The organism is Blastococcus aggregatus (genome assembly GCF_900221005.1).
GTDB lineage: Bacteria > Actinomycetota > Actinomycetes > Mycobacteriales > Geodermatophilaceae > Blastococcus > Blastococcus aggregatus.
Window position 1 is genome coordinate 321,040 of record NZ_OBQI01000001.1, and the last position, 20,756, is coordinate 341,795.

A 20,756-nucleotide genomic window follows, 5' to 3' on the forward strand; every position below is an offset into this window, starting at 1 on the left:
GCCGCTCAGCCGATCCGTCTCACCCAGGTGGCGGTCGGCTCGCCGCGGCCGCGCAGTTCGACCTCGACGTCGCGGAGCCAGTGCGCGCGCTCGTCCGGCGCGGCTCCGCGCACGGCCGCCTCACTGGCCACGACGCGGCCGGGGCGGTCCTTGGCCAGCTCGGTCAGCCGGGCCGCCTCGTTCACCGGGTCGCCGATGACCGTGTACTCCAGCCGGCTGGCCGCCCCGACCTGACCGGCCCACACCGTCCCGCACGCAACGCCCACGCCGACGTCCACCTCGCCGGCCTCGGCGACGGCGTCGCAGATCCGCCGCGCCGACCGCAGCGCCGCGCCCGCGGGGTCCGGGTGCTCGGTGGGGGCGCCGAACACGCACAGCGCGGCGTCGCCCGCGAACTTGTTCACCAGCCCGCCCTCGTCCTCGACCGTGTCGACGACGACGGCGAAGAACCGGTTGAGCAGCCCGACCATCTCCTCCGGCCCGGTGCGGCGGACCAGCGACGTCGACCCCTCGATGTCGACGAAGAGCGCGGCGACGGTGCGCTCCTCGCCGCCGAGGCTCACCCCGGTGCGCAGCGCCTGCTGGGCCACGCTCGTCCCGACGTGCCGGCCGAAGAGGTCGCGCAGCCGCTCGCGCTCGGCGAGGCCCGCGACCATCGTGTTGACGCCCTCCTGCAGCAGCCCGATCTCCCCGGCGTCGTCCACCAGCACGTCGACGTCGTAGTCGCCCCGCCCGACCTGCTGCACCGCCCGGCGCAGGTCGCGCAGCGGCTGCCCGACCGCGCGCGCGGTCAGCAGCGTCGCCAGCGCCCCGACCAGGAGCGCGACGACGACGAGGAACACCACAGCCCCCTGCCCCGGGCCGTCGGGGTTGCTCGGGTCCAGGAACAGCAGGACGACGCCGAGCATCGGCACCCCGCTGGTCAGCGCCCAGGTGAGCAGCAGTCGCGGCCGCACGCCGAGGATCAGCGCGCCCACCGGCGGGTAGGCCGCCAGGGCGCGCGCGGTGACGGCGCGGGCGGCGCGGGCGGTGAGCAGGTAGGTGACACCCGCGGTCACGACGCCGCCCAGGGTGACCACGACCGCCACGCGGAGCCCGACCAGCGGCTCGGGCAGCAGGACCGCCGCGACTACGGACATCAGCACCGCCGCGACCAGCCAGATCGACGCGGCGATGAGCGCGACGTCGAGGGGCAACCGCAGCGCCTGGGCGGCCTCGTCGCCGGTGGGCGCTCGGCCCTGCATCAGCCAGCGGCTGGTGGACCGCTGACGGCGCAGCCCCGCGACCGCTCCGGCCGGCAGGGCGACGACGAGGTAGGCGACGGCGGTCCACAGCACCTCGGTGCGCCCGCTGCCGCCGCTGCCGTCGTCGACCCCGATGAGCAGCAGGACGACGGTGCCGACCCCGACCAGGTTGGCGACGATCACCAGCAGCGCGATGAAGGGGACGGCGGTGCGGCCACTGGGCGCCCACTCCGCCCAGGCGCCGTCCCGGGCGACCGTCACCGGCCGCTTCCCACCGTCGGAGGTCATGGTCAGCGCAACGAGACCCGGTGTGCGGCGGTTCCGGGGTCTCCCCCGATCGTGATCACCCGGCCATGATGTCCCGGACCCGGAGACGACGAGGAGACCCGTGGACCGGCGCGAGTACCTGCAGCACGACGACCACGCCGACGAGCGCGCCGGTCAGCCGCGGGCGATCTCCTCGACGATGCGCCGGGCCGCCGCGCGCCCCTCGGGCGCGGGGACCAGCGGGTAGACGTGGACGGCGCCCGGGCAGACCGTGACCTCCAGGGCGGCGCCGGCCGCGGCCCCGCGCTCCTGGAGCAGCAGCACGTCGGGCAGGCAGAGCTCGCGCGTGCCCACGTAGACGTCCATCGGCGCCAACCCGTCGAGCGGCCCGTTGATCGGGCTGAGCCGCGGCTGGGTCGGGTCGTCGCCGCCGGCCCACACCTTGCCGGCCTCGACGGTGCCGTCGATGTTCAGCCACGGGTCGCGGGGCTCGAGCGCGGGCAGGTCGGGGTGGCTCAGCGTCAGGTCCAGCCAGGGGGAGAGCAGCACCAGCTTGCGCGGCTGCGGCAGCCCGGCGGCGGCCAGCGTCTGGGCGAAGCCGAGGGCCAGTCCCCCGCCGGCGGAGTCGCCGGCCACGGTGACCGCGGACGCGTCGACCTCGGCCAGCAGCTCGCGGTACACCTCGGTGACGAAGGGATAGGCCTCGCGGTAGGTGTGCTGCGGCGCGAGGCCGTAGAGCGGCACCTCCACCCGGACGCCGGCGTCGGCCAGCTTCGAGATCAGCGCCCAGTGCTGCGGAGCGATCTCACCGGTGTACGAGCCGCCGTGCAGGTAGACGACCGCCCGGCCGGTCCCGCCGTCGCGGGGCGCCACGGTGGTGCACGGGAAGCCCTGCACCGTGCGGGTGCGCACGCCGTGCCGCTGGAGCAGGGCTTTCGGTGGCGCCGCCGATCCCTTGGGCGCGGCGATGCGCCGCTGCGCCCGCTCCACGGTCGCCGTCCGCGGCTTGCGGGTGAGGCGGAGGACCACCGAGATCGCGCGCATCTGCAGGCTGGGCATGGGGTCGGGATCCTCTCGCGGGCTCGACGTGCGTGCGCGGCGCACCCTATGCGCTGCACCGCTAGGGTGGCGCGGCCCACCGGAGCAGGTTCCCGGTTCGGGCCCTGACCTGGAGGAACGCCCGTGTCGCAGTCCGCCCGTTCCATGGCCGCCCGCCGGCGCCGCCGCATCGACGCCTGGCTGATCGGGCTGGCCGCCGTCGTCGTCGCCGTGGTGGCCTTCGCGGTGGCGGCCCTCGCCGGCGGCGAGCGGATCGCGCGCCTCTGGGTGACCGCCACGATCGCCGAGGACGGCAGCGCCCGGATCGTCGAGGTCATCGACTACGACTTCGGCGTCGAGGAGAAGCGCGGCATCTACCGCGACGTCCCCGGGTTGCGCGCCGACGACCCGATCGAGGTCTCGTCGCCCGACGCCCCGGACGACGTCGTCGTCACCGGGGAGAACCCGGTGCGGCTGCGCATCGGCGACCCCGACGTCACGATCACCGGGCAGCACCGCTACGAGCTGAGCTACACCCTGGACGGCGTGACGCGCGGCGGCCAGCTGGCCTGGGACGCCGTCGGCACCGGCTGGGAGGTGCCGATCGACGACGTCGAGGTGCACGTGGTCGGCGCGGTCGAGCTCGACGCCGACACCTGCTCCGCCGGCGACCGCGGCACCACCAACGGCTGCGCGCTCCGTCAGGCGTCGCCGGGCCACCTGGTCGCCCGCGTCGACGCCCTGGAGGCCGGCCAGGGCGTGACGGTCTACGCCACCGAGGGCCGTGCCCTCGACGCCGCGCCCGACGCGCCGGCCCCGCCGACCGCCGCGCCCGCGGAGCCGGGCATCGACCCGCTGGTCCCGGCCGCGATCGCCGGGCTCCTGGCGCTGGTCATCGGTGCGCTCGTCTCCCGAGTCGTGCGGCGGGCCGGCCGGGAGCACGTGCCCAGCGCCGGTCTGCCTACCGTCGTCGTCTCCTCGAACGGCGAGGCCCGGATCGACTTCGAGCAGCTGGGCGGGTTCGCCATGCCGTCGGCGTCGATCCCCCGCGACATCTCGCCGGCGCAGGGCGGCGTGCTGCTGTCCGGCTCGGTGGCCGAGCGGCACAAGGCGGCCTGGCTGGTCGACCTCGCCGTCCGCGGCGTCGTCGACCTGGAGCCCGCGCCGGACGGCGGCAAGGCGATGACCCTGGTGCGGCTGCAGGACGGCGAGCCCGCCGAGTCCCGGCTGCTCGACCTCGCCTTCGCCGGCCGGGGACAGCTGCGGCTGGGCGGCTACGACAAGGAGTTCGCCGCGGCCTGGACCGCCGTCGGGACCGAGCTGTCGACCTGGCAGCAGGGCTCCGGGCTGTGGGACGACGCCGCCGAGCGGCGGACCCGGCGGGTGCGCTGGCTCGGCGGAGCCGCGGCCGTGGTCGGGCTGGCGGTCGTCGTCCTGGCCGGCTGGCTCGCCACCCGGCAGAGCGTCCTGCCCCTGGCGCTGGCCGCACTGGGCGGCGCCCTCGCCGGTGGCGGGGTGTCCGCGGCGCTGCGCGCCTGGGAGCTCCGGGTGCTGACGCCGCAGGGCTCGTCGACGTGGCTGCGGGTCGAGTCGCTGCGCCGGTACCTGGCCGAGTGCGCACCGACCGCGATCGACGACGCCCTCGCCGAGGGCACCCTCGGTGACTACACCGCCTGGGCGCTCGCGCTGGGCGAGGCCGAGCGGTGGTCGAGGCTGGCGAAGTCGGTGAAGACCCCCGGCCGGGGGCGCTACGACGACCGGCACTGGCAGTACGCGACCTACGGGCCGGTGTACGTCACCAGCTGCTCCAGCGCGAGCACGGCGCCGTCGTCCTCGTCGTCGTCCGGCGGCGGGAGCAGCGGCAGCGTGGGTGGCGGCGCCGGTGGCGGTGGCGGGGGTTCCTGGTAGCCCGCCTCCCGGGATCGCATGGCCTCGGAATCGTCACCGGCCGGCGCTACCGTCCCGGCATGCGCGTGGGTCTGAGCGTTCCGGTCATGGCCGAGCCTGCTCCGCTGGTGGAGCTCGGCGTCGCAGCGGAGGCGAACGGGTGGGACGGCGTCTTCCTCTGGCACCACGTCGTCGGGACGCCGGACTTCGCGGTGCCGATGTCGGATGCCTGGGTGGTGCTCGGGGCGCTGGCGGTGCGCACCGAGCGGATCCGGCTGGGCACGACGGTCACGGCGCTGCCGCGCCACCAGCCGCAGGAGGTCGCCCGGCAGGCGGTGACGCTGGACCGGTTGTCCGGCGGCCGGATGGTCCTCGGGGTCGGGCTCGGCGAGCCACCGTCGGAGTACACGGCGCTCGGCCGCAGCGCGGACCGTCGCCTCCTCGCCGGCATGCTCGACGAGGGGCTGGAGGTCGTGTCGGGCCTCTGGTCGGGTGAGCGGTTCACCCACTCCGGCGAGCACTACACGTTCGACGACGTGCAGTTTCTGCCCCCGCCGCTGCAGCAGCCGCGCATCCCGGTGTGGGTGTCGGCGATGACCCGCAACGAGCGCACGCTGGGGCGGGCGGCGCGGTGGGACGGCGTCCTGCTCGGCGCCATGACCGCCGACGGCGGGATGGACGTGCTCCCGCCCGAGGCGGTGGCCGAGGTGGCCGCGCGCGCGGATGCCCCGGCCGACGTCGTCGTGGCCGCGCCGGCGGGCACCGACCCGGCGCTGTACGCGGACGCCGGTGCGACCTGGGTACTGCTCACCGGCTGGCTGGACCAGCTGGGCGAGCTGGCCGCCGCCCCGGCGCCCGCGTCGGCTCACATGTCGCGGTAGCGGACGGCCGCGTCGAGGCCCCTGCGCAGCCAGTCCTCCTTGACCGGACGGCCGGGCTGGGAGAAGACGCCGTAGGCCTTGGTGTCGCGCTGGTAGCGCCAGCCCTCGGCGAGCGGGCCCACGTCGTAGGCGTCGTAGCCGATGGCGTCGAGGAAGGCGGTCACCGTCTTCTTCGCGTCGGCGTCGTCGCCGGCGATCGCGAGCACGGACCGGTCGGGGTCGCCCGCGGGCTTGGCCAGCGTCACCATGCCCGCGGCGGGCACGTTGTTGAAGCACTTGACCACGTGCGACTCCGGCAGGTGCGCCTGCAGCAGCTCGCTGACCGTCGTCGACTCGTCGTCGAGTTCCGCGATCTGGCCGTCGCGCTGCGGGTAGTAGTTGTTCGTGTCGATGACGACCTTGCCGCGCAGCGGCTCGACCGGCACCTCGCGGTAGGCCTTGAGCGGCACGGTGACGACGACGAGGTCGCCCGCCGCGGCCGCCTCGGCAGGGGTCGCCGCGCGCGCCTTCGGACCGAGCTCGGCGACGAGGTCGGCGAGGGTGTCGGGGCCGCGGCTGTTGCTGAGCACCACGTCGTAGCCGGCGGCGACCGCCAGTCGTGCGATGCCGCTGCCGATGAGTCCGCTGCCGATGAGCCCGAGAGTCGTCATGACCGTGCCAAGCCAGGTGTGGCGGAGGTCATTCCCGGTCCCGCCTGCGCGACCGGGCCGGTCAGAGGTCCCGGCGGTGCTCGGCGCGCTCCTCGACGGCGCCGTGCCGGATCAGGCTGACGACGGCCAGCCCCAGACCGCCCCAGATGACGAGCATCGCCACCAGCATCATCACGATCGCGGATGCGCTCATCGCGTCCCTCCCTCGGAGCCGGCGTCCGCCGGGCCGCCGGCCGGCGCGTGCAGGGGTGCGGCCGGGTCGGAGCCCGGTGGTGGCCCGTCCAGGTGCGTGCCGGCGCGCCAGGGCAGCCGGGCCACGAGGAAGCCGACGACCGGCAGGACGACGACCAGGCCCCAGCCGAAGACCAGCAGCAGCCAGTCGGGATAGCCCTCGTAGGCGGCCTCGAGGTCGTCCTTCAGCGCGAAGCCGAGGACCAGCGCGAGGCCGACCGGGGCGACGAGGCTGACCAGCACCCGCCACCCGGCGCCGATGCGGGGGCGGCCGTGCACGTTGAGGTGCCCGCTCAGGTCGGTCAGGGACCGCAGCACCCAGGCGACGACCAGCATGCTCACCAGCGCGACGACGAGGATGCCGTACTGGTTGACGAAGTGGTCGACGACGTCGAGCACGTAGATGCCGCTGGTGGTGCTGAACAGCACCAGGCTGATCACCGCGACCGGCACGGTGACCACGAGGGTGGCGGTGAGCCGGCCGGTGTCGAGCTTGTCGCGGACCGCCGAGATCACGACCTCGAGCACGCTGACCAGCGAGGTGATGCCGGCGATGACCAGCGACCCGAAGAACAGCACGCCGATCAGTGCCCCGGCGGGTGCTTCGCTGATGATCGTCGGGAAGGCGATGAAGGCCAGCCCGATGCCGTCGCTGGCGACCTCGTCGACCGGCACGCCCCCGGTCTGCGCCATGAACCCGAGCGCGGCGAAGACCCCGATGCCGGCCAGCAGCTCGAATCCGGAGTTGGAGAACCCGACGACCAGGCCGGAGCCGATCATGTCCTCGCGGCGGCCGACGTAGGACGCGTACGTGATCATGATGCCGAAGCCGATGGACAGCGAGAAGAAGATCTGGCCGAAGGCGGCCGCCCACACCGACGCCGAGCTCAGCGCCGACCAGTCCGGGGTGAACAGCGCGTCGAGCCCCTCCCCCGCGCCGTCGAGGAACAGCGCCTGCACGACGAGGGCGGCGAAGGCGAGCACCAGGACGGGGATGAAGACCACCGAGGTGGCGCCGATGCCGCGCTGGACGCCGAGCGCCATGATCGCCAGCACCGCCAGCCAGACGACGAGCAGCGGCACGAGGACGCCGGCCACGACGTCGGTGGTGATCTCGACGTCGCCGGCCTGGAGGAACTCGCCGAAGAAGAAGCCCTCGGGGTCCTCGCCCCACGCCTCGTCGAGCGAGAAGAACGTGTAGCGCACCGCCCAGGCGATGACCGCCGCGTAGTAGACGGCGATGACCGCGCAGATGCCGACCTGCCACCAGCCGAGGCCCTCGATGCCGCGGCGCAGGCGGGCGAAGGACAGCGGCGCGGAGCCGCGGTGGCGGTGCCCGATCGCGTAGTCCAGCAGCAGGAACGGGATGCCCGCGGTGAGCAGCGCGACGAGGTAGGGCACCACGAAGGCGCCGCCGCCGTTCTCGTAGGCGACGTAGGGGAACCGCCAGATGTTGCCCAGCCCCACCGCCGAGCCGATCGCCGCCAGGATGAACACCCGCCGGGAGCTGAACGCGCCACGGCGCTTCTGCTCCGCGGTCTGACCCGCCGTCCGTTCCACCGACCCGCTCATGCGATCGAGGATGGCAGGAACCGGGCGACTCGGCTGCCGCTGCGGCCGCGCGATCAGCCGGAGCGGACGACCAGGCGGCCGGTGATCTCACCGGCCGCCTGGTCGCGACGCCTCGGGCGTCAGCCCGTCGGAGCCAGCCCGTACGCCTCGTGCCAGCGCGTCAGGTCGAAGGAGGGGGCCGATGCCTCCTCCGGCGACGGGCCGCCGGTCCCTGCGAGGATCCTGCGTGCGAGGACGTGGTCGCCCGGGCGGTTGACGGTCTCGACCGCCACCAGCCGGTCGCCGCGGTAGCGCAGGACGCACGTGGCCCGGGGCTCGGGCACGGCCACCTCCACCGCGCTGTCGGTGACCTCGGCCAGGCCCGCGATCTGGATCTTGAGGTCCCCCTGGTCCGACCAGAACCACGGCAGCGCGTCGTAGCCGATCGAGGCGCCCATCAACCGTGCGGCCACGTGCCGGGCCTGGTCGACGGCGTTCTGGACCGACTCGAGGCGGACGCGCCCGCCGGTGTGCGCGCTGGGGAAGCTGGCCGCATCGCCGATGGCCGAGATGTCCGGGTCGCTGGTGAGCAGCCGGTCGTCGACGCGGATGCCGTTCTCGATGGCCAGCCCCGCCTCCTCGGCCAGCACGGTGTCGGGCACCACGCCGATGCCGTAGACGACCAGGTCGGCCGGCAGGCGCCGTCCGTCGCCGGTCTCGACGCCGGTCACCCGGCCCTCGCCGTCGATGGCGGTGAGGGCCTGGCCGAAGTCGAACCGCACGCCCCACTCCTCGTGCGCCCTGCGGATGAACTGCGCCGTGGGCTCCGAGACGGCGCGCGCCATCGGCCGGTCGGCGAGCTCGAGGACGTGCACCGCCGCGCCGTGGGCCGCGGCGACGGCGGCGAACTCCAGACCGATGAACCCGGCGCCGGCGACGACCACCTCGACGCCCTCGCGGATCCGACCGGCGAGCTCGTCGGCGTCCGCGCGGGTCCGCATGCCGATGACGCCGTCGAGGTGCGCCCCGGGGACCGGCAGCTCCCGGTTGCGCGACCCGGTCGCCAGGATCAGGTGGTCGTAGGACAGGGACGAGCCACCGGCCAGGTGGACCTGGTGGCCGGCGCGGTCGATGGCCACCGCGCGGTCGAGCACGAGGTCCACGCGCTGCTTGGCGTACCAGTGCTCCTGACGGAGCAGCAGCTTGCGGGCCTCGAGCCGGCCCAGGAGGTACGCCTTCGACAGGGGCGGGCGCTGGTAGGGCAGGCCCGGCTCCCCGTGGACCAGCGAGATCGATCCCTCGAACCCGCCCTGCCTGAGGGAGGCGGCGGCCTGGGCGCCTCCGGCGCCCGCGCCGACGATGACGACGGACGCCGGAGTCACAGCGGGCCGCTCAGTTGCGCCGCGGGATGACGACGGTCATCGAGTCGTATCCCTTGACGAAGTGCCCGTGGCTGCGCTTCGGCTCCCCGACGACGGTGATCTCGGGGAAGCGGACCAGCATCTCCTCCCAGATGATCCGCAGCTGCAGCTCGGCGAGCTTGTTGCCGAGGCAGCGGTGGATCCCGAAGCCGAAGGAGAGGTGCTGGCGCGGGTTCTTGCGGTCGATGACGTAGGAGTCGGCGTCCTGCACCTTGGCGTCGTCCCGGTTGCCCGAGACGTACCAGAGGACGACGCGGTCGCCCGCGGGGATGACCTTCCCGCCGATCTCGACGTCCTGGGTCGTGCGGCGCGTCATGTGGGTCAGCGGCGTCTGGAACCGGATCGTCTCCGACACCATCGAGGGGATCAGCTTGGGGTTGGCCCGCAGCTTCGCGTTCTCCTCCGGGTTCTGGGAGAGGAAGTAGACCGACCCGGTGATCGTGTTGCGGGTGGTGTCGTTGCCGCCCACCAGCAGCACCACGCTGTCACCGAACAGCTCGGCCTCGGAGAAGTTCACCGAGTGCGGGCTGTGCGCCATCAGCGACATGAAGTCGATGCGGGGCTCCTCGCTCCGCCGGGAGCCGACCAGCTCCGCCATCGTCATGTAGAAGTCGCGGATCGCGAGGTCGTGCTCCTCCTGCGTCTCCGCGGGCTGCCCCGGGCCGGCCTGCGTCGTGATCACGTCCGACCAGTAGGTCAGCTGACGGCGCTTCTCCTGCGGGTAGTCGAACAGCGTCGCCAGGGTCATCGCGGTCAGCTCGATGGAGACCTTGTCGACCCAGTCGAACTCCTCACCGATGGGCAGGCCGTCCAGGATCGCGCCCGCGCGCTCGCGGATGAGCGGCTCCAGGGCTGCCAGGTTCGCCGGGGCGACGCCCTCGGCCACCGCGCCGCGGTGGATCTCGTGGTCGGGCGGGTCCATGCTCAGCAGGGAGCGGATCCCGGCCTTCTGGCGCTCCTGGACCTCCTCCTCGGTCAGCTCGCGGCCGTCGAAGATCGACGTCGTCCGCGCGACCGGCTCCGGCCGGTTCAGCGTGATGAGCCCGTCGGCGGAGAAGAGCTCGTGGTTGGTGTCCGCGGCCTGGATGTCCGCCCACCGGGTCAGCGACCAGTACCGGCCGAACTCGCTGTGCTCCTCCGTCGTGAGGTGCACCGGGTCCTCGGCGCGCAGACGCTCGAAGACCCACTGCCACTCCCCGGTCGGGAAGCGATCGGTCTTGGCCGGATCGAGCGACTCGAGGGGGGCCGCGTAGATGCGCTCCCGGGCCTCGGCCTGCTCCGGGGAGAGGTCCGTGGCTGCTCGTGGCATTGCAGTGGTCATCCGTCTGCCTTCCAGGTCGGTGAGGGGTCGTGGCGGAACCGGTGTGCTCGCGGCGGCGCGGTCGCGGTGCGTGCTGCCTCGCTGTCGGCCGGGCGTTCGCGTCCCGGCCCGCGGGGTCAGCTGCCGACGACCTCGACGGACAGCCCGTCGAGCTCCTCGGACGTCTCGATCTGGCAGGACAGCCGGCTGTTCTCGCGGACCCCGAAGGTGCTGGCGAGCATGGCCTGCTCCAGGTCGGTGCGCTCACCCGTCGCGTCGCGCCACTCGGGAGCGACGTAGACGTGGCAGGTCGCGCAGGCCGCCTCACCGCCGCAGTCCCCGTCGATGCCGGGGATCGCGTTGTCGACGGCGACCTCCATCAGCTTCCAGCCGGGCTCTGCCTCGACAGTGCGCGAGGTCTGGTCCTGCAGGGTGAAAGTGACGTTCATGCGCGGCCTTCCTGGTGTGCATCCGGTGTGGCGCACGCTACAAATGACACAGTGTCAAGTCAATGGCGCCACGTCAGCGAGATCGCCGCGCGGCCGCACGAGGAGGAGGACGGCGTGGAGAAGTACCTGAACTGCCCGTGCGGTGAGGTCATCGAGGGCGCGGACGAGGACGACCTCGTGGCGAAGGCCCAGGCGCACCTGAGCGAGGCGCACCCGGGGCGGACGTACACCCGGGAGCAGATCCTCTTCATGGCGTCCTGAGCTACGGCGTGGAGGAGCCGAGGCGCACCGGCCCGACCCTGACGACCACCACCTATCGTCGGGCCGTGGACGCGCGCTCGGGCACCGGACCCGGCACTCCCCCGAACCTGACGGTCCGGGAGGAGCTGAGGGAGGCGACCCGCCAGCGGCTGCTGTCCGCGGCCGAGGAGATCTTCCAGCGCGACGGCTACTCCGGGACGACGGTGGGGAACATCGCCGCGGCCGCGAACGTCAGCCGGGCCGCGTTCTACCTCCACTTCACCGACAAGGCCGACGCCCTGATCACCCTCATGCGGGCGAACCTGGCCGAGACCCCGGAGTACTGGCGCGAGGTCGACGCCGCGCTCGTCAGCGGCGACCGAACCGCCCTGCGCGCCTCGCTGCGCAACACGCTGACCTGGTACGAGCAGCACGCACACCTGCTGCGACCGGTGCGCGAGGCGCTGGCTGCGCACCCGCACCTCACCCAGAAGGTGCAGGGCAACTTCGCCCGCTTCGCCGACGAGATGTCCGGCTACCTGGACCGCGTCCCGGCGCGGGACAGGGACCGCGCCCGACTGCGGCTGCAGCTGCTGATCATCCAGCTCGACCAGCTCGCCTACCGGCTGGTCGTGCTCGGGAACACCAGCATCGACCGCGACGTGATGCTCGACGAGGTCACCGAGATCTGGCGCCTCACCCTGCCCGCGGCGGCGCAGCCCGGCTGACACCGCGCCGCCGGCTGCTGGGAGCGCCGGAGGGTCGTCCGAGCCAGGGGCAGCAGTCGCGCCGCGATGGGCCCCTCGCCCGCCGAGAGCGAGAGGCTCGGGCACAGACGCACGAAGGGCCCGGTCAGCTGACCGGGCCCTTCGTGGTGGAACAGGGGTGGAGGTGGCGGGAATCGAACCCGCGTCCTTCGACGAATCACCAGGGCTTCTCCGAGCGCAGTCTGCGTTGCCTCTGCTCGGCCCCGTCGATCATGCAGACATGTCGACGTGACGGGCCCAGTCACTGTTTGGTGTCCCACGCGCACCCGCGACCGGCGCGCGCAGTGAGTCATCTAGCTGATGCCAGGAACCGGGTCGATGACGAACCCGGGCTGACAGACTCGCCTAGCTGCTATCAGGCAGCGAGAGCGAAGTCGCGCTGATTGGAATCGGCGCTTGTGTTTTTTGCAACGGATGGTTAACGAGCTCATCGTTGCCTTCCTCGGCTCGCTTCCCCTGGTCACGCGACCGAAGTCGAGACCGTTCACCCCCTGTGTAGTTGTGCACTCAGGCTAACGGACTCCGCGCGCCCCGTGTTCCCTGCGCTCCCCCGGGCGGGTCCATCCGCCGCCGCAGCCCGCTGGCGCGCACCACCTGCCGACCGATCGCCGCTCGCACCGACTCCTCCGAGCCGACGATCCGGACGCTCCGGCTGGCGCGGGTGACCGCGGTGTACAGCAGCTCGCGCGTCAGCAGCGGCGACGAGGCCGGCGGCAGCAGCACCGCCACCTCCTCGAACTGGCTGCCCTGGCTGCGGTGCACGGTGAGGGCGTGCGCCGGGTGGACGGCGGAGAGCCGGGAGAGCGGCACCAGGTCCGGGCCGGTGCCGCGGAGGAACGCCGCCCGCAGGCCGTCGTCCGTCCGGACCACGACCCCGGTGTCGCCGTTCCACAGCTCGTTCTCGTAGTCGTTCGCCGTGATCAGCAGCGGAGCTCCGGGCGGCCACTCCCCCGGCACCGCCCCGATCAGCCGGCCGACCCGGTCGTTCCACGTCGCGACGCCGGCCGGTCCGCGCTGGTGGGCGCAGAGCAGCCGGTGCCGCCCGAGCAGCGCCAGGCACCGCTCCGCGTCCCCGCTCTCGGCCGCCGAGCGCAGCTCGGCGGCCGAGGCCCGGATGCGCTCCTCGAGCGCCGCGGTGTCGGGCTCGAGCGTCAGCTCGGCACCGGTGTCCAGCAGCTCCAGCACCCGGTCGGCCTCGCCCTTCCGCACCGCCTCCGCGAGGCCGGCGATACCCGGGCCGTACCGCTGCGAGACGCGCAGCCGCACGACGCCGTTGCGCAACTGACGGCGCTCGTCGGCGTCGAGGTCGACGGCGTCGCGGGCGTCGTCGGGCAGCCCGGCGCCGGCACCGTCGGCCGCCGGCCGGTGCACCAGGTCGCTGAGGACGGCGCCGGCATCCACCGGGGTGAGCTGGTCGGGATCCCCGACCAGCACGAGCCGGGCGGTGGGGCGGAGGGCCTCCAGCAGCCGGGCCATCATCGTCAGCGAGACCATCGAGGACTCGTCCACGACGACGACGTCGTAGGGCAGGTGGTTGCCCGCGTCGTGCCGGAACCGGCTGCGGCTGTCCGGCCGCCAGCCGAGCAGCCGGTGCAGCGTCGAGGCGGTGAGGTCGAGCGGCAGCCCCACGGCGGCGGCCTGCTCGAGCACGGACTCCTGCAGCCGGGCCGCCGCCTTGCCGGTGGGGGCGGCGAGCGCGATGCGCGGCGGCGGGCCGGGCTGGTCGAGGAGCACCTTCAGCAGCCGGGCGACGGTGTGGGTCTTCCCCGTGCCCGGTCCACCGGTGATCACGCTGACCCAGCGGCCGGCGGCGACCGCCGTCGCCAGCCGCTGGAGGTCGGGTGCGGGGCCGTCGAACAGCACGTCCAGCCCGGTGAGGTCGACCGCCGGCGCCGGCCGGGCCGCCCGCTCGTCGAGCTCGCGCCGGACCAGCTGCTCCTGCTGCCAGTAGCGGTCCAGGTAGAGCAGGCCGTCGACCAGGCGCAGCGGACGCCAGGGAGCGTCGACGCCCACCGCGACGACGGGGCTGTCCTCCAGTGCCGTCCACTCCGCCGGCCAGGCGAGCTCGACCGGCGGGGCGTCCTCGTCGGGCACCACCGAGTCGGCGACCGTGGCCAGGTCGACGCAGACCGAGCCGGCCCGTACGCCGCGCACCGCCAGCGCCGCGGCCAGGAGCACCGGCTCCCGCTGCTCGCTCCCGAGCCGGCCCAGCCGCAGCGCCACGTGCACGTCGGCGGGCGCCAGCACACCGGCGTCCGCGAACTCGCGCAGCAGGCCCTCGGCCCGCACCGGGATCACGGCCGGCCCGCCAGCAGGTCGGACAGCTCGGCGACCAGGCCGGGAGGGGGCGTCCACGAGAACACACCCGCGCCGGCGGGGGTCGCGGGGCCGGCCATGCCCCGGACGAACAGGTAGAGCACCGGGCCGATGTGCCGCCCGGGGTCGTAGCCGGGCAGCCGCCAACGCAGGTAGCGGTGCAGCGCCACGCAGTACAGCAGCGCCTGCAGCACGTAGTGGGTGCGCTCCATCTCCTCGGCCATCGCCGCGGGCCGGTAGTCCCAGGTGGTCAGCGGCTCTGCGCCGAGGCGGTTGGTCTTGTAGTCGACGACGGCGAAGACCGGGCCGGGCAGCCGCAGGACGGCGTCGATGCTGCCGGTGAGGAAGCCGCGCAGCGCCTGCGGCTCGAGCGTCGCCATGAGGTCGGGATAGCCGTCGAGCGGGCCGAGGTCGTAGCGCCGGAGCAGGTCGACGACGTCGGCGAGCGTGGCGTGCGGGACGGCGGCGTCGCCGCCGGCCAGGGGCAGCTCGAAGTCCAGCTCGGCCAGCCGGTCGGCCTCGGGTATCCCGGCCAGCGTTACGCCGAGGTCGGCCAGCGGGGTGTCGAGGACCGGCCGCAGCCCGTCGGCGAGCGCCTCGGCGGTCACCCCGGGCACGAGCTGGCGGGCGACCTCGTCGGCGCACCGCTGGTCCAGCGCGCCGGGGTCGAGGTCCTCCAGCACGGCGTGCACGAGCGTGCCGAACGCCGCGCCGCCGGGGAGGTCGCTCAGCGGTGAGGGCAGTGCGCCGGGCGGAGGGCTCGCGGCCTCCTCGGCTCCGGCGACGTCGCGGTCCTGCTCGTCGTCCTTGCCCGGCGCGTCGGGCTCGCTGGAGAGGTGCTGCTCGTGCGCGGCGTCGTGGGCCGCGCGGGTGAGCGCGCTGTAGGACGTGCGCCGCCACTCCTCGTCGAGGGTGCGGGTGAACGTGCTGACCGACAGCTCGGGCGCCGGGGTGCTCGGCGGCTCCCACCGCGGCAGCGGACGACGGCCCACCTCGGCCACCTCGATCGCGCCCGCCGACCGGGTCGCGAGCGCGGCGAGCGCCGCCTCGGCGTCGTCGTCCGCAGGCGGCTGGACGCGCGCGGCCGGCTCGGCGCCCGGGCCGGTGGCACCGAAGAGCAGCCGGTTGAGGGGTGCTGCGGCGGTGTTGCTGCTCGGCGCCCAGTGCGCGACCACCTGGCACCGGGCCCGGGTGAGCGCCACGTAGAGCAGCCGGAGGTCCTCGCCGGACTCCTCGCGCGCGTGCCGGCGGAACGCCTCGGCGTACCCGGTGCTCCCGGGCCCGCCGACGTCGAGGACGCGCGCGCCGTCGTCGTCGTGCAGCCGCAGGACCTTCGGGTCGTCGGGCATCCAGCGGTCCCAGCCGAACGGCACGTGGACCACCGGGAACTCCAGCCCCTTGCTGACGTGCACCGTCATCACCTGGACGGCGGCGGCGTCGGACTCCAGCCGTCGGCTGCGCTCGTCGGTGCGCTCGTCGCCGGCCTGTGCGATCCGCCGGCGCAGCCACTCCACGAGCGCGGTCAGGCCCATCGACTCGCGCTGCGCGGCGGCGTGCAGCACCTGCCCGATGTGCCGCAGGTCGGTGAGCACCCGCTCACCGTCGGGCAGCCCGAGCACGCGCTCCGGCAGCCCCTCCTGGGCGGTGAGCACCTCGAGGAAGGCGGCCACCCCGCGGTCGGCCACGAGCTCGGCCCAGTGCCGCAGCCGCTGGCCGAGGACGTCGGCGAGCTCGTCGCCGGACTCGTCGAGGGTCGCCTCGTCGCGACCGAGGAAGACCGAGAGCGCGGCCGAGCGCACCCGGCCCGACCGGTGCGGTTGCTCCATGGCTTCGAGCAGCCGCAGCCACGACTGCGCGCTCGGGGTGGCGAAGACGCTGCCGCCGCCGGCGAAGACCGCCGGGACGCCGGCCCGCGCCAGCGTCTCGCGCACCAGGGTGCCCTGGGCGTTCGTGCGCACCAGGACCGCGACGTCGCCGGGCTCGACCGGCCGGCCCTCGAACTCCGCGCCGCCGGTCAGCAGGTCGACGATGTCCGCGGCGACGTCCACCGCCACGGCCTCCCGCAGCGGCGCCACGCTCGGCACCCCCCGGTACATGCGGCCGTACCCGGTGCGCCCGAGGCGGCGGAGCCGCAGCGGCGCCCCCGCGCCGGTGAGCCGCGGCTCGGGGTGCGCGGCGCCGACCGGTCGCACGACGATCCGCTCGTGGCCCAGCGCGGCGCCCCCGAAGAGGAGCTGCAGCGCGTCGAGCAGCGCTGCGTCGCTGCGCCAGTTCGTGCCCAGCGTCGCCTCGGTGGTCGCCTCCGCGGCCGCCGCCAGGTAGGTGGTGACGTCACCCCCGCGGAAGGCGTAGATCGCCTGCTTCGGGTCGCCGATCAGCACGAGGGTGGTGCGCTCGTGGAACGCCCGGCGGAGGATCTCCCACTGCACCGGGTCGGTGTCCTGGAACTCGTCGACCATGACGACCCGGTAGCGCGAGGAGATCCGGTCGCAGGCGACCGGACCCGACGCGGGGTCGGCCAGCGCGTCGCGCAGCAGGGACAGCCAGTCGTCGTAGTCGACCAGCCCGAGCAGGCGCTTGCGCCGCTCCACCTCGGCCCGCACCGCCGCGGCGGCACCGCGCCGGCGCCCGGGCAGCCCGTCGTCGGCCCGCGGCCACAGCTCCGCCTGCCGGTCGCTGCCCACGGCCTGAAGACCCAGCTCGAGCAGTTCGGCGTGGGACAGGAACGGCTGCTCGCCCGCGTCGGCGAAGACGCGCAGGTACAGGTCGTCGACCACCTCGCGCACGAGGTCGTCGATGTTCTCCACGAACGCGGCCGCGGGGTCGGCGTCCGCGGTCATCCCGAGCCCGGCCAGCATCTGCGAGCAGAACGAGTGCGTGGTGGCGATGGTGGCCTCGTCGAAGCCGGCCAGCGCCCGCGCGAGCCGCTCGCGGCGCCGCGCCACCTCGTCGTCGGAGACGTCGGCCAGCAGCCGCAGCACGGAGTCGCGCTGGTCGGCGCGGGCCGCGGCCGGGTCCCGCAGCCCGAGCTCGGCGGAGACCAGCCGCTCGCGGACCCGGTCGCGCAGCTCGCGGGAGGCGGCGTTGCCGAAGGTGACCAGCATGATCTGCGAGAGGTCGGCCGCCCCCTCGGCGACGTAGCGCGCGGTGAGCGCGGCGATGGTGAACGTCTTGCCGGTGCCGGCGCTGGCCTCGAGCACGGTGGTGCCGGTGGGCAGCGCGCCGCAGACGTCGAAGGCGTTCACGAGGTCTGCTCCGCCGCGCGGACCGGCGTCCAGAAGCGGCAGGCAAGCGCACCGAACCGGGTGATCTCGCCCGGCCACGCCTCGCCGTCCCCGGGCCCGGCGGCCAGGAGGTCCTCGAAGTCCGGCCGGTCGCCCCACACGAAGGCGTGCGAGCGGTCCTCCCGCTCGCCACCGCCGTCGCGATTCCACTCCCGGCGCGCGGCGTCGAGCGCGCGGTCGGCGTCCTGCGCGTCGAGCCGGCTCCCGGCGTAGGCCCACGAGGTCTTCACCGCGAGCGGCAGCGGCTCGCACATGCCCCGGTCGTAGAGGTCGAGCAGGTCGGCCAGCACCGCGGCCGGCTCGGCGGGTGCGGTGATCGTCGAGGTCCGTGCCCGGTCGCGCATCCGGCCGACGGTGATCGCCCGCCCCTCCCCCTCGGTGGCCGCCAGCGCCAGGGCCAGCACCCAGGCGCGCGCCCGGTGCTTGGGCGCGAGGCTGGAGTAGGTGACGGCGACGACGGCGCCGTCCCGCACGCCGTTGACGGTGCCGGACAGCTCGCGCCCGCCCAGGTCGAGGCGGACGTCGACCGTGCGGGCCGGAGCGGCGACGAGCGGCCGGCCGGCCGCGACGAGGGCGTCCACCCGCGTGCCGACCCGCCGCAGCACCTGCGCGCCCAGCGCACGCGGCGGCAGCGTGCCCCGCAACCACTCGGCCCGGTGCGCGTCCTCCTGGCCGGTGCCGCGCAGGCCCGCGGCGAGCAGCCGCTCGCCGACCGCCCACTCCTGCAGCGGGTCCAGCGTGACGGCCACGGCGTCGGCGACCTCGTCGTCCTCGCCGGGCAGCGTGATGCCCAGCCGCTGCCGGAGGAAGGCCCGGACCGGGTGCTCGACGAACGCGACGAGGTCCTCCAGGGCCACCGGTCCGGTGCGCGGACCGAGCGGCCGGCGCTCCGCAGGCGCGCGGCGGGGCTGCACCGAACGGCGCGCACCGGCCAGGCCGACCGGATCGAAGCTGGGCGGCGGGGCACCGGTGAACGAGCGGGCGTCGTAGGGCTGCAGCGGATGCCGGGTGACCAGGTCCGGGCGAGCGCCCGGCACCATCACGTCGAGGACGTCGAGCAGCTCCCCCAGCGGCACCGCGGGCGGCCGCGACGCGCCGCTGACCGGGTCGGCCCCCGTGTAGAGCACCACCAGCCGCTCACCGGCGGCCATGACCGCGTCGAGGAGCTGCTGGCGGTCCTCGCTGCGGATGTCCCGCTCGCCCACGCGGGGGTCGCGGGCCAGCACGTCGTCGCCGTCCATGCCCACCGTGCGCGGGAAGACGCCGTCGTCGAGACCGAGCAGGACGACGACCCGGTGCGGCACCGACCGCATCGGGACCAGCGTGCAGACGGTCAGGTTGCCGGTGCGGAAGTTCGCCCGGGTGGGCCGGCCGCGGAGCCGGTCGGCGAGCATCGCGCGGACGTCGGGCAGCCGGACCGGCGAGACGCCGCCGTCGGCCGCCTCGGCGAGCTCGCGGCGGGCCTGGGCCAGCTGCCAGGCGTCATCCGGCTCGGTCTCGGTGAGCAGCTCGAGCGCACCCGCCAGCGTGTCGACCCAGTGCCCCACCGGCTGCTCCCCGGAGAGCGCGGTGAGGACGCCGTCGAGCCGGTCCAGCAGCTCGGCGAGCCGGCCGGCGAGGTCGATGTCGCTGCTGTCGACGTCGTCCAGCGGGAGGGCGCGGTCCAGCCAGACCGGCTCGTCCTCGGAGGTGGTGACGCCGAGCAGCACCCGGTCGAGCCCGGCCTGCCAGGTGTTCTGCGGGAGGTTGCCGAGCTTGTAGGGCTCGCGAGTCGTCGCGTCGATGCCCCAGCGGACGCCGGAGCGCGCAACCCAGTCGCGGACCCGCTCCAGCTCCTCGTCGGTGAACCCGAACCGGCGCCGTACGCCCGGGGTCGCGGCCAGGTCCAGCACCTGGCTGGCGGTGACCCGGCTCTGCGCCAGGTCGAGCAGCGCGGCCACCGTGTCGAGCAGCGGGTTGGTCCGCCGCAGGCTCCGGTCGGCGAGCCGGACGCGCAGCGCGCCCCCGGGGTGCGGCAGGCCCGGGCCCAGACCGAAGGCCGCCGAGATCAGCGGGGCGAACGTCTCGACGTCGGGGCACATGACCAGCACGTCGCGGGGCTCGAGGGTCTTGTCGTCCTCGAACAGCCGGAGCAGCAGCTCGCGCAGCACCTCGACCTGGCGGGCCGGCCCGTGGCAGGCGTGCACCTGCACGCTGTCGTCCAGCGCGGCGTCGCCGAGCAGTGCCTCCTCGGGCGCTGCGTCGTCGCGAAGATCGGCCTGCAGCCGCCCCAGCAGCGTCGCGGGCCGGGCGTCGTCCCCGTGGTGCTCGTCCGCGTGCCCGGGCAGCCGGAGCTGCAGCTCGCGGACGTCGCGCGCGAGGCTGCGCAGCAGGGGGTGCCGGGGCAGCGTGGCCGTGGCGTCGTCGCGGCGGCGGCCCGCGGTGCGACCGGTCAGCCGCTCCCAGAGCACCGGGCTCGGATGCGGCAGCCACAGGTGGACGTCGCGGTGCGCGGCGAGCGCGTCGAGGACCGCCAGGGCGTCGGCGTGCAGCCGGGTGGGGCCGAACACGCTGACCCGCTCGGGCAGCGCCGACAGCGACGGGTCGGCGCGCAGCGTCGCGCAGTCGGCCTCGAGCCGCTCGGCGGGGCTGGGGCCGAGCCGCTCGCGCAGCCGCCGCCACAGCTCGGCCTGCCAGACGAGGTCCGCCGGCAGGGCCTCGTGCCCGTCGGTGTCCCTCCCCTCGGCCCAGTCGCGCAGCATCTGCGGTCGGTGCGCGCCGTAGGAGCGGAACAGCCCGGCCAGCCGGGCGGCGGCCGCCCACCGCCGGCCGCGGCGGTGGTCGTCGGCGCGGGCGCCCAGGTGCCGCCCCAGCACCGCGCACCACGGCTCGCCCGCGCAGCCGTCGATCACCTCGAGCAGCGGCCAGACCGGGTTCGCCCACGGGTCGTCCCGCGGATCGGCGCCCCGGGCGGCGGCCAGCGCCTCGTCGACCAGCCGGCCGGCGGACGGGAAGACGACGCCCGAGCAGATGCCGTCGCCGGCCTCCGTGGCGCCCAGCGCCGTCGACAGCCGCTGCGCCAGCCAGCGCTCGACGCCCTTCGCGGGGACGGCGACGACCTCGGCGGCGAACGGATCGGCCAGCGGCGTCGCGAGCAGGCGCGCCAGGCCGTCGGCCAGGCGCGCGGTCCGTTCGGCTCGGTGGACGTGCAGCACCCCGCCTGTCTACCGGACGGCCCCGACAGAACCGGT

At 74.8% G+C, this 20,756-nt stretch carries 15 protein-coding genes and 1 other RNA gene; 4 read left to right on the forward strand and 12 right to left on the reverse strand.

All coding sequences use genetic code 11. The features are described from left to right. Positions 1–5: 5 nt before the first annotated feature. Positions 6–1,532, reverse strand: coding sequence for an adenylate/guanylate cyclase domain-containing protein (locus tag CRP29_RS01635; protein ID WP_097193316.1), 1,527 nt, complete (start codon positions 1,530–1,532; stop codon positions 6–8). 153 nt (positions 1,533–1,685) lie between these two features. After that, entirely contained in the window at positions 1,686–2,570 is an 885-nt protein-coding gene (locus CRP29_RS01640; protein ID WP_097193317.1) for an alpha/beta hydrolase fold domain-containing protein, read from the reverse strand. 123 nt (positions 2,571–2,693) lie between these two features. On the opposite strand from CRP29_RS01640, the gene CRP29_RS01645 reads away from it, so the two are divergent. Next, positions 2,694–4,457: a DUF2207 domain-containing protein gene (locus tag CRP29_RS01645; protein ID WP_097193318.1), complete on the forward strand. Its 1,764-nt coding sequence runs from the start codon at positions 2,694–2,696 to the stop codon at positions 4,455–4,457. A 59-nt stretch (positions 4,458–4,516) separates the two neighbouring features. Further along, on the forward strand, positions 4,517–5,317 hold the full coding sequence (locus CRP29_RS01650) for an LLM class flavin-dependent oxidoreductase (protein ID WP_097193319.1): 801 nt from the start codon (positions 4,517–4,519) through the stop codon (positions 5,315–5,317). Here CRP29_RS01650 and CRP29_RS01655 read toward each other — a convergent pair. The 6 genes from CRP29_RS01655 to CRP29_RS01680 all read right to left on the reverse strand — a co-directional run bounded on the left by CRP29_RS01655 (position 5,302) and on the right by CRP29_RS01680 (position 10,919). Then, on the reverse strand, positions 5,302–5,967 hold the full coding sequence (locus CRP29_RS01655) for an NADPH-dependent F420 reductase (RefSeq protein WP_097193320.1): 666 nt from the start codon (positions 5,965–5,967) through the stop codon (positions 5,302–5,304). The two genes, CRP29_RS01650 and CRP29_RS01655, sit on opposite strands and share 16 nt — an antisense overlap. Before the next feature lie 61 nt (positions 5,968–6,028). Next, positions 6,029–6,160 carry a methionine/alanine import family NSS transporter small subunit gene (locus tag CRP29_RS01660; RefSeq protein ID WP_097193321.1) on the reverse strand — a complete coding sequence of 44 codons (132 nt, stop codon included), beginning with the start codon at positions 6,158–6,160 and terminating at the stop codon, positions 6,029–6,031. Next, complete coding sequence (locus CRP29_RS01665; RefSeq protein WP_097193322.1) at positions 6,157–7,770, reverse strand: sodium-dependent transporter; 1,614 nt, start codon at positions 7,768–7,770, stop codon at positions 6,157–6,159. Before CRP29_RS01665 ends, CRP29_RS01660 begins: the two co-directional genes overlap by 4 nt. Before the next feature lie 119 nt (positions 7,771–7,889). Then, positions 7,890–9,131, reverse strand: coding sequence for an NAD(P)/FAD-dependent oxidoreductase (locus CRP29_RS01670; RefSeq protein ID WP_097193323.1), 1,242 nt, complete (start codon positions 9,129–9,131; stop codon positions 7,890–7,892). A 10-nt stretch (positions 9,132–9,141) separates the two neighbouring features. Further along, positions 9,142–10,491 carry a cytochrome P450 gene (locus CRP29_RS01675; RefSeq protein ID WP_217991418.1) on the reverse strand — a complete coding sequence of 450 codons (1,350 nt, stop codon included), beginning with the start codon at positions 10,489–10,491 and terminating at the stop codon, positions 9,142–9,144. 116 nt (positions 10,492–10,607) lie between these two features. Continuing rightward, on the reverse strand, positions 10,608–10,919 hold the full coding sequence (locus CRP29_RS01680) for a 2Fe-2S iron-sulfur cluster-binding protein (protein ID WP_097193325.1): 312 nt from the start codon (positions 10,917–10,919) through the stop codon (positions 10,608–10,610). Between the two features lie 51 nt (positions 10,920–10,970). On the opposite strand from CRP29_RS01680, the gene CRP29_RS01685 reads away from it, so the two are divergent. Then, positions 10,971–11,180, forward strand: a complete 210-nt coding sequence (locus tag CRP29_RS01685) for a hypothetical protein (protein ID WP_217991419.1) — start codon at positions 10,971–10,973, stop codon at positions 11,178–11,180. A 65-nt stretch (positions 11,181–11,245) separates the two neighbouring features. Next, complete coding sequence (locus tag CRP29_RS01690) at positions 11,246–11,887, forward strand: TetR/AcrR family transcriptional regulator (protein WP_176522786.1); 642 nt, start codon at positions 11,246–11,248, stop codon at positions 11,885–11,887. Positions 11,888–12,042: 155 nt separating this feature from the next. Here CRP29_RS01690 and ssrA read toward each other — a convergent pair. The 4 genes from ssrA to recC form a co-directional block, all read right to left on the reverse strand. After that, positions 12,043–12,418: a transfer-messenger RNA gene (gene ssrA, locus CRP29_RS01695) on the reverse strand. A gap of 15 nt (positions 12,419–12,433) precedes the next feature. Beyond that, positions 12,434–14,224, reverse strand: coding sequence for an exodeoxyribonuclease V subunit alpha (recD, locus tag CRP29_RS01700; RefSeq protein WP_176522787.1), 1,791 nt, complete (start codon positions 14,222–14,224; stop codon positions 12,434–12,436). Beyond that, a complete protein-coding gene (locus CRP29_RS01705) occupies positions 14,221–17,487 on the reverse strand; it encodes a UvrD-helicase domain-containing protein (protein WP_176522788.1) in 3,267 nt (1,088 codons plus the stop codon). Before CRP29_RS01705 ends, recD begins: the two co-directional genes overlap by 4 nt. Beyond that, positions 17,484–20,720 carry an exodeoxyribonuclease V subunit gamma gene (gene recC / locus CRP29_RS01710; protein ID WP_097193329.1) on the reverse strand — a complete coding sequence of 1,079 codons (3,237 nt, stop codon included), beginning with the start codon at positions 20,718–20,720 and terminating at the stop codon, positions 17,484–17,486. The genes CRP29_RS01705 and recC overlap by 4 nt, the downstream gene beginning before the upstream one ends. Positions 20,721–20,756 lie beyond the last annotated feature (36 nt).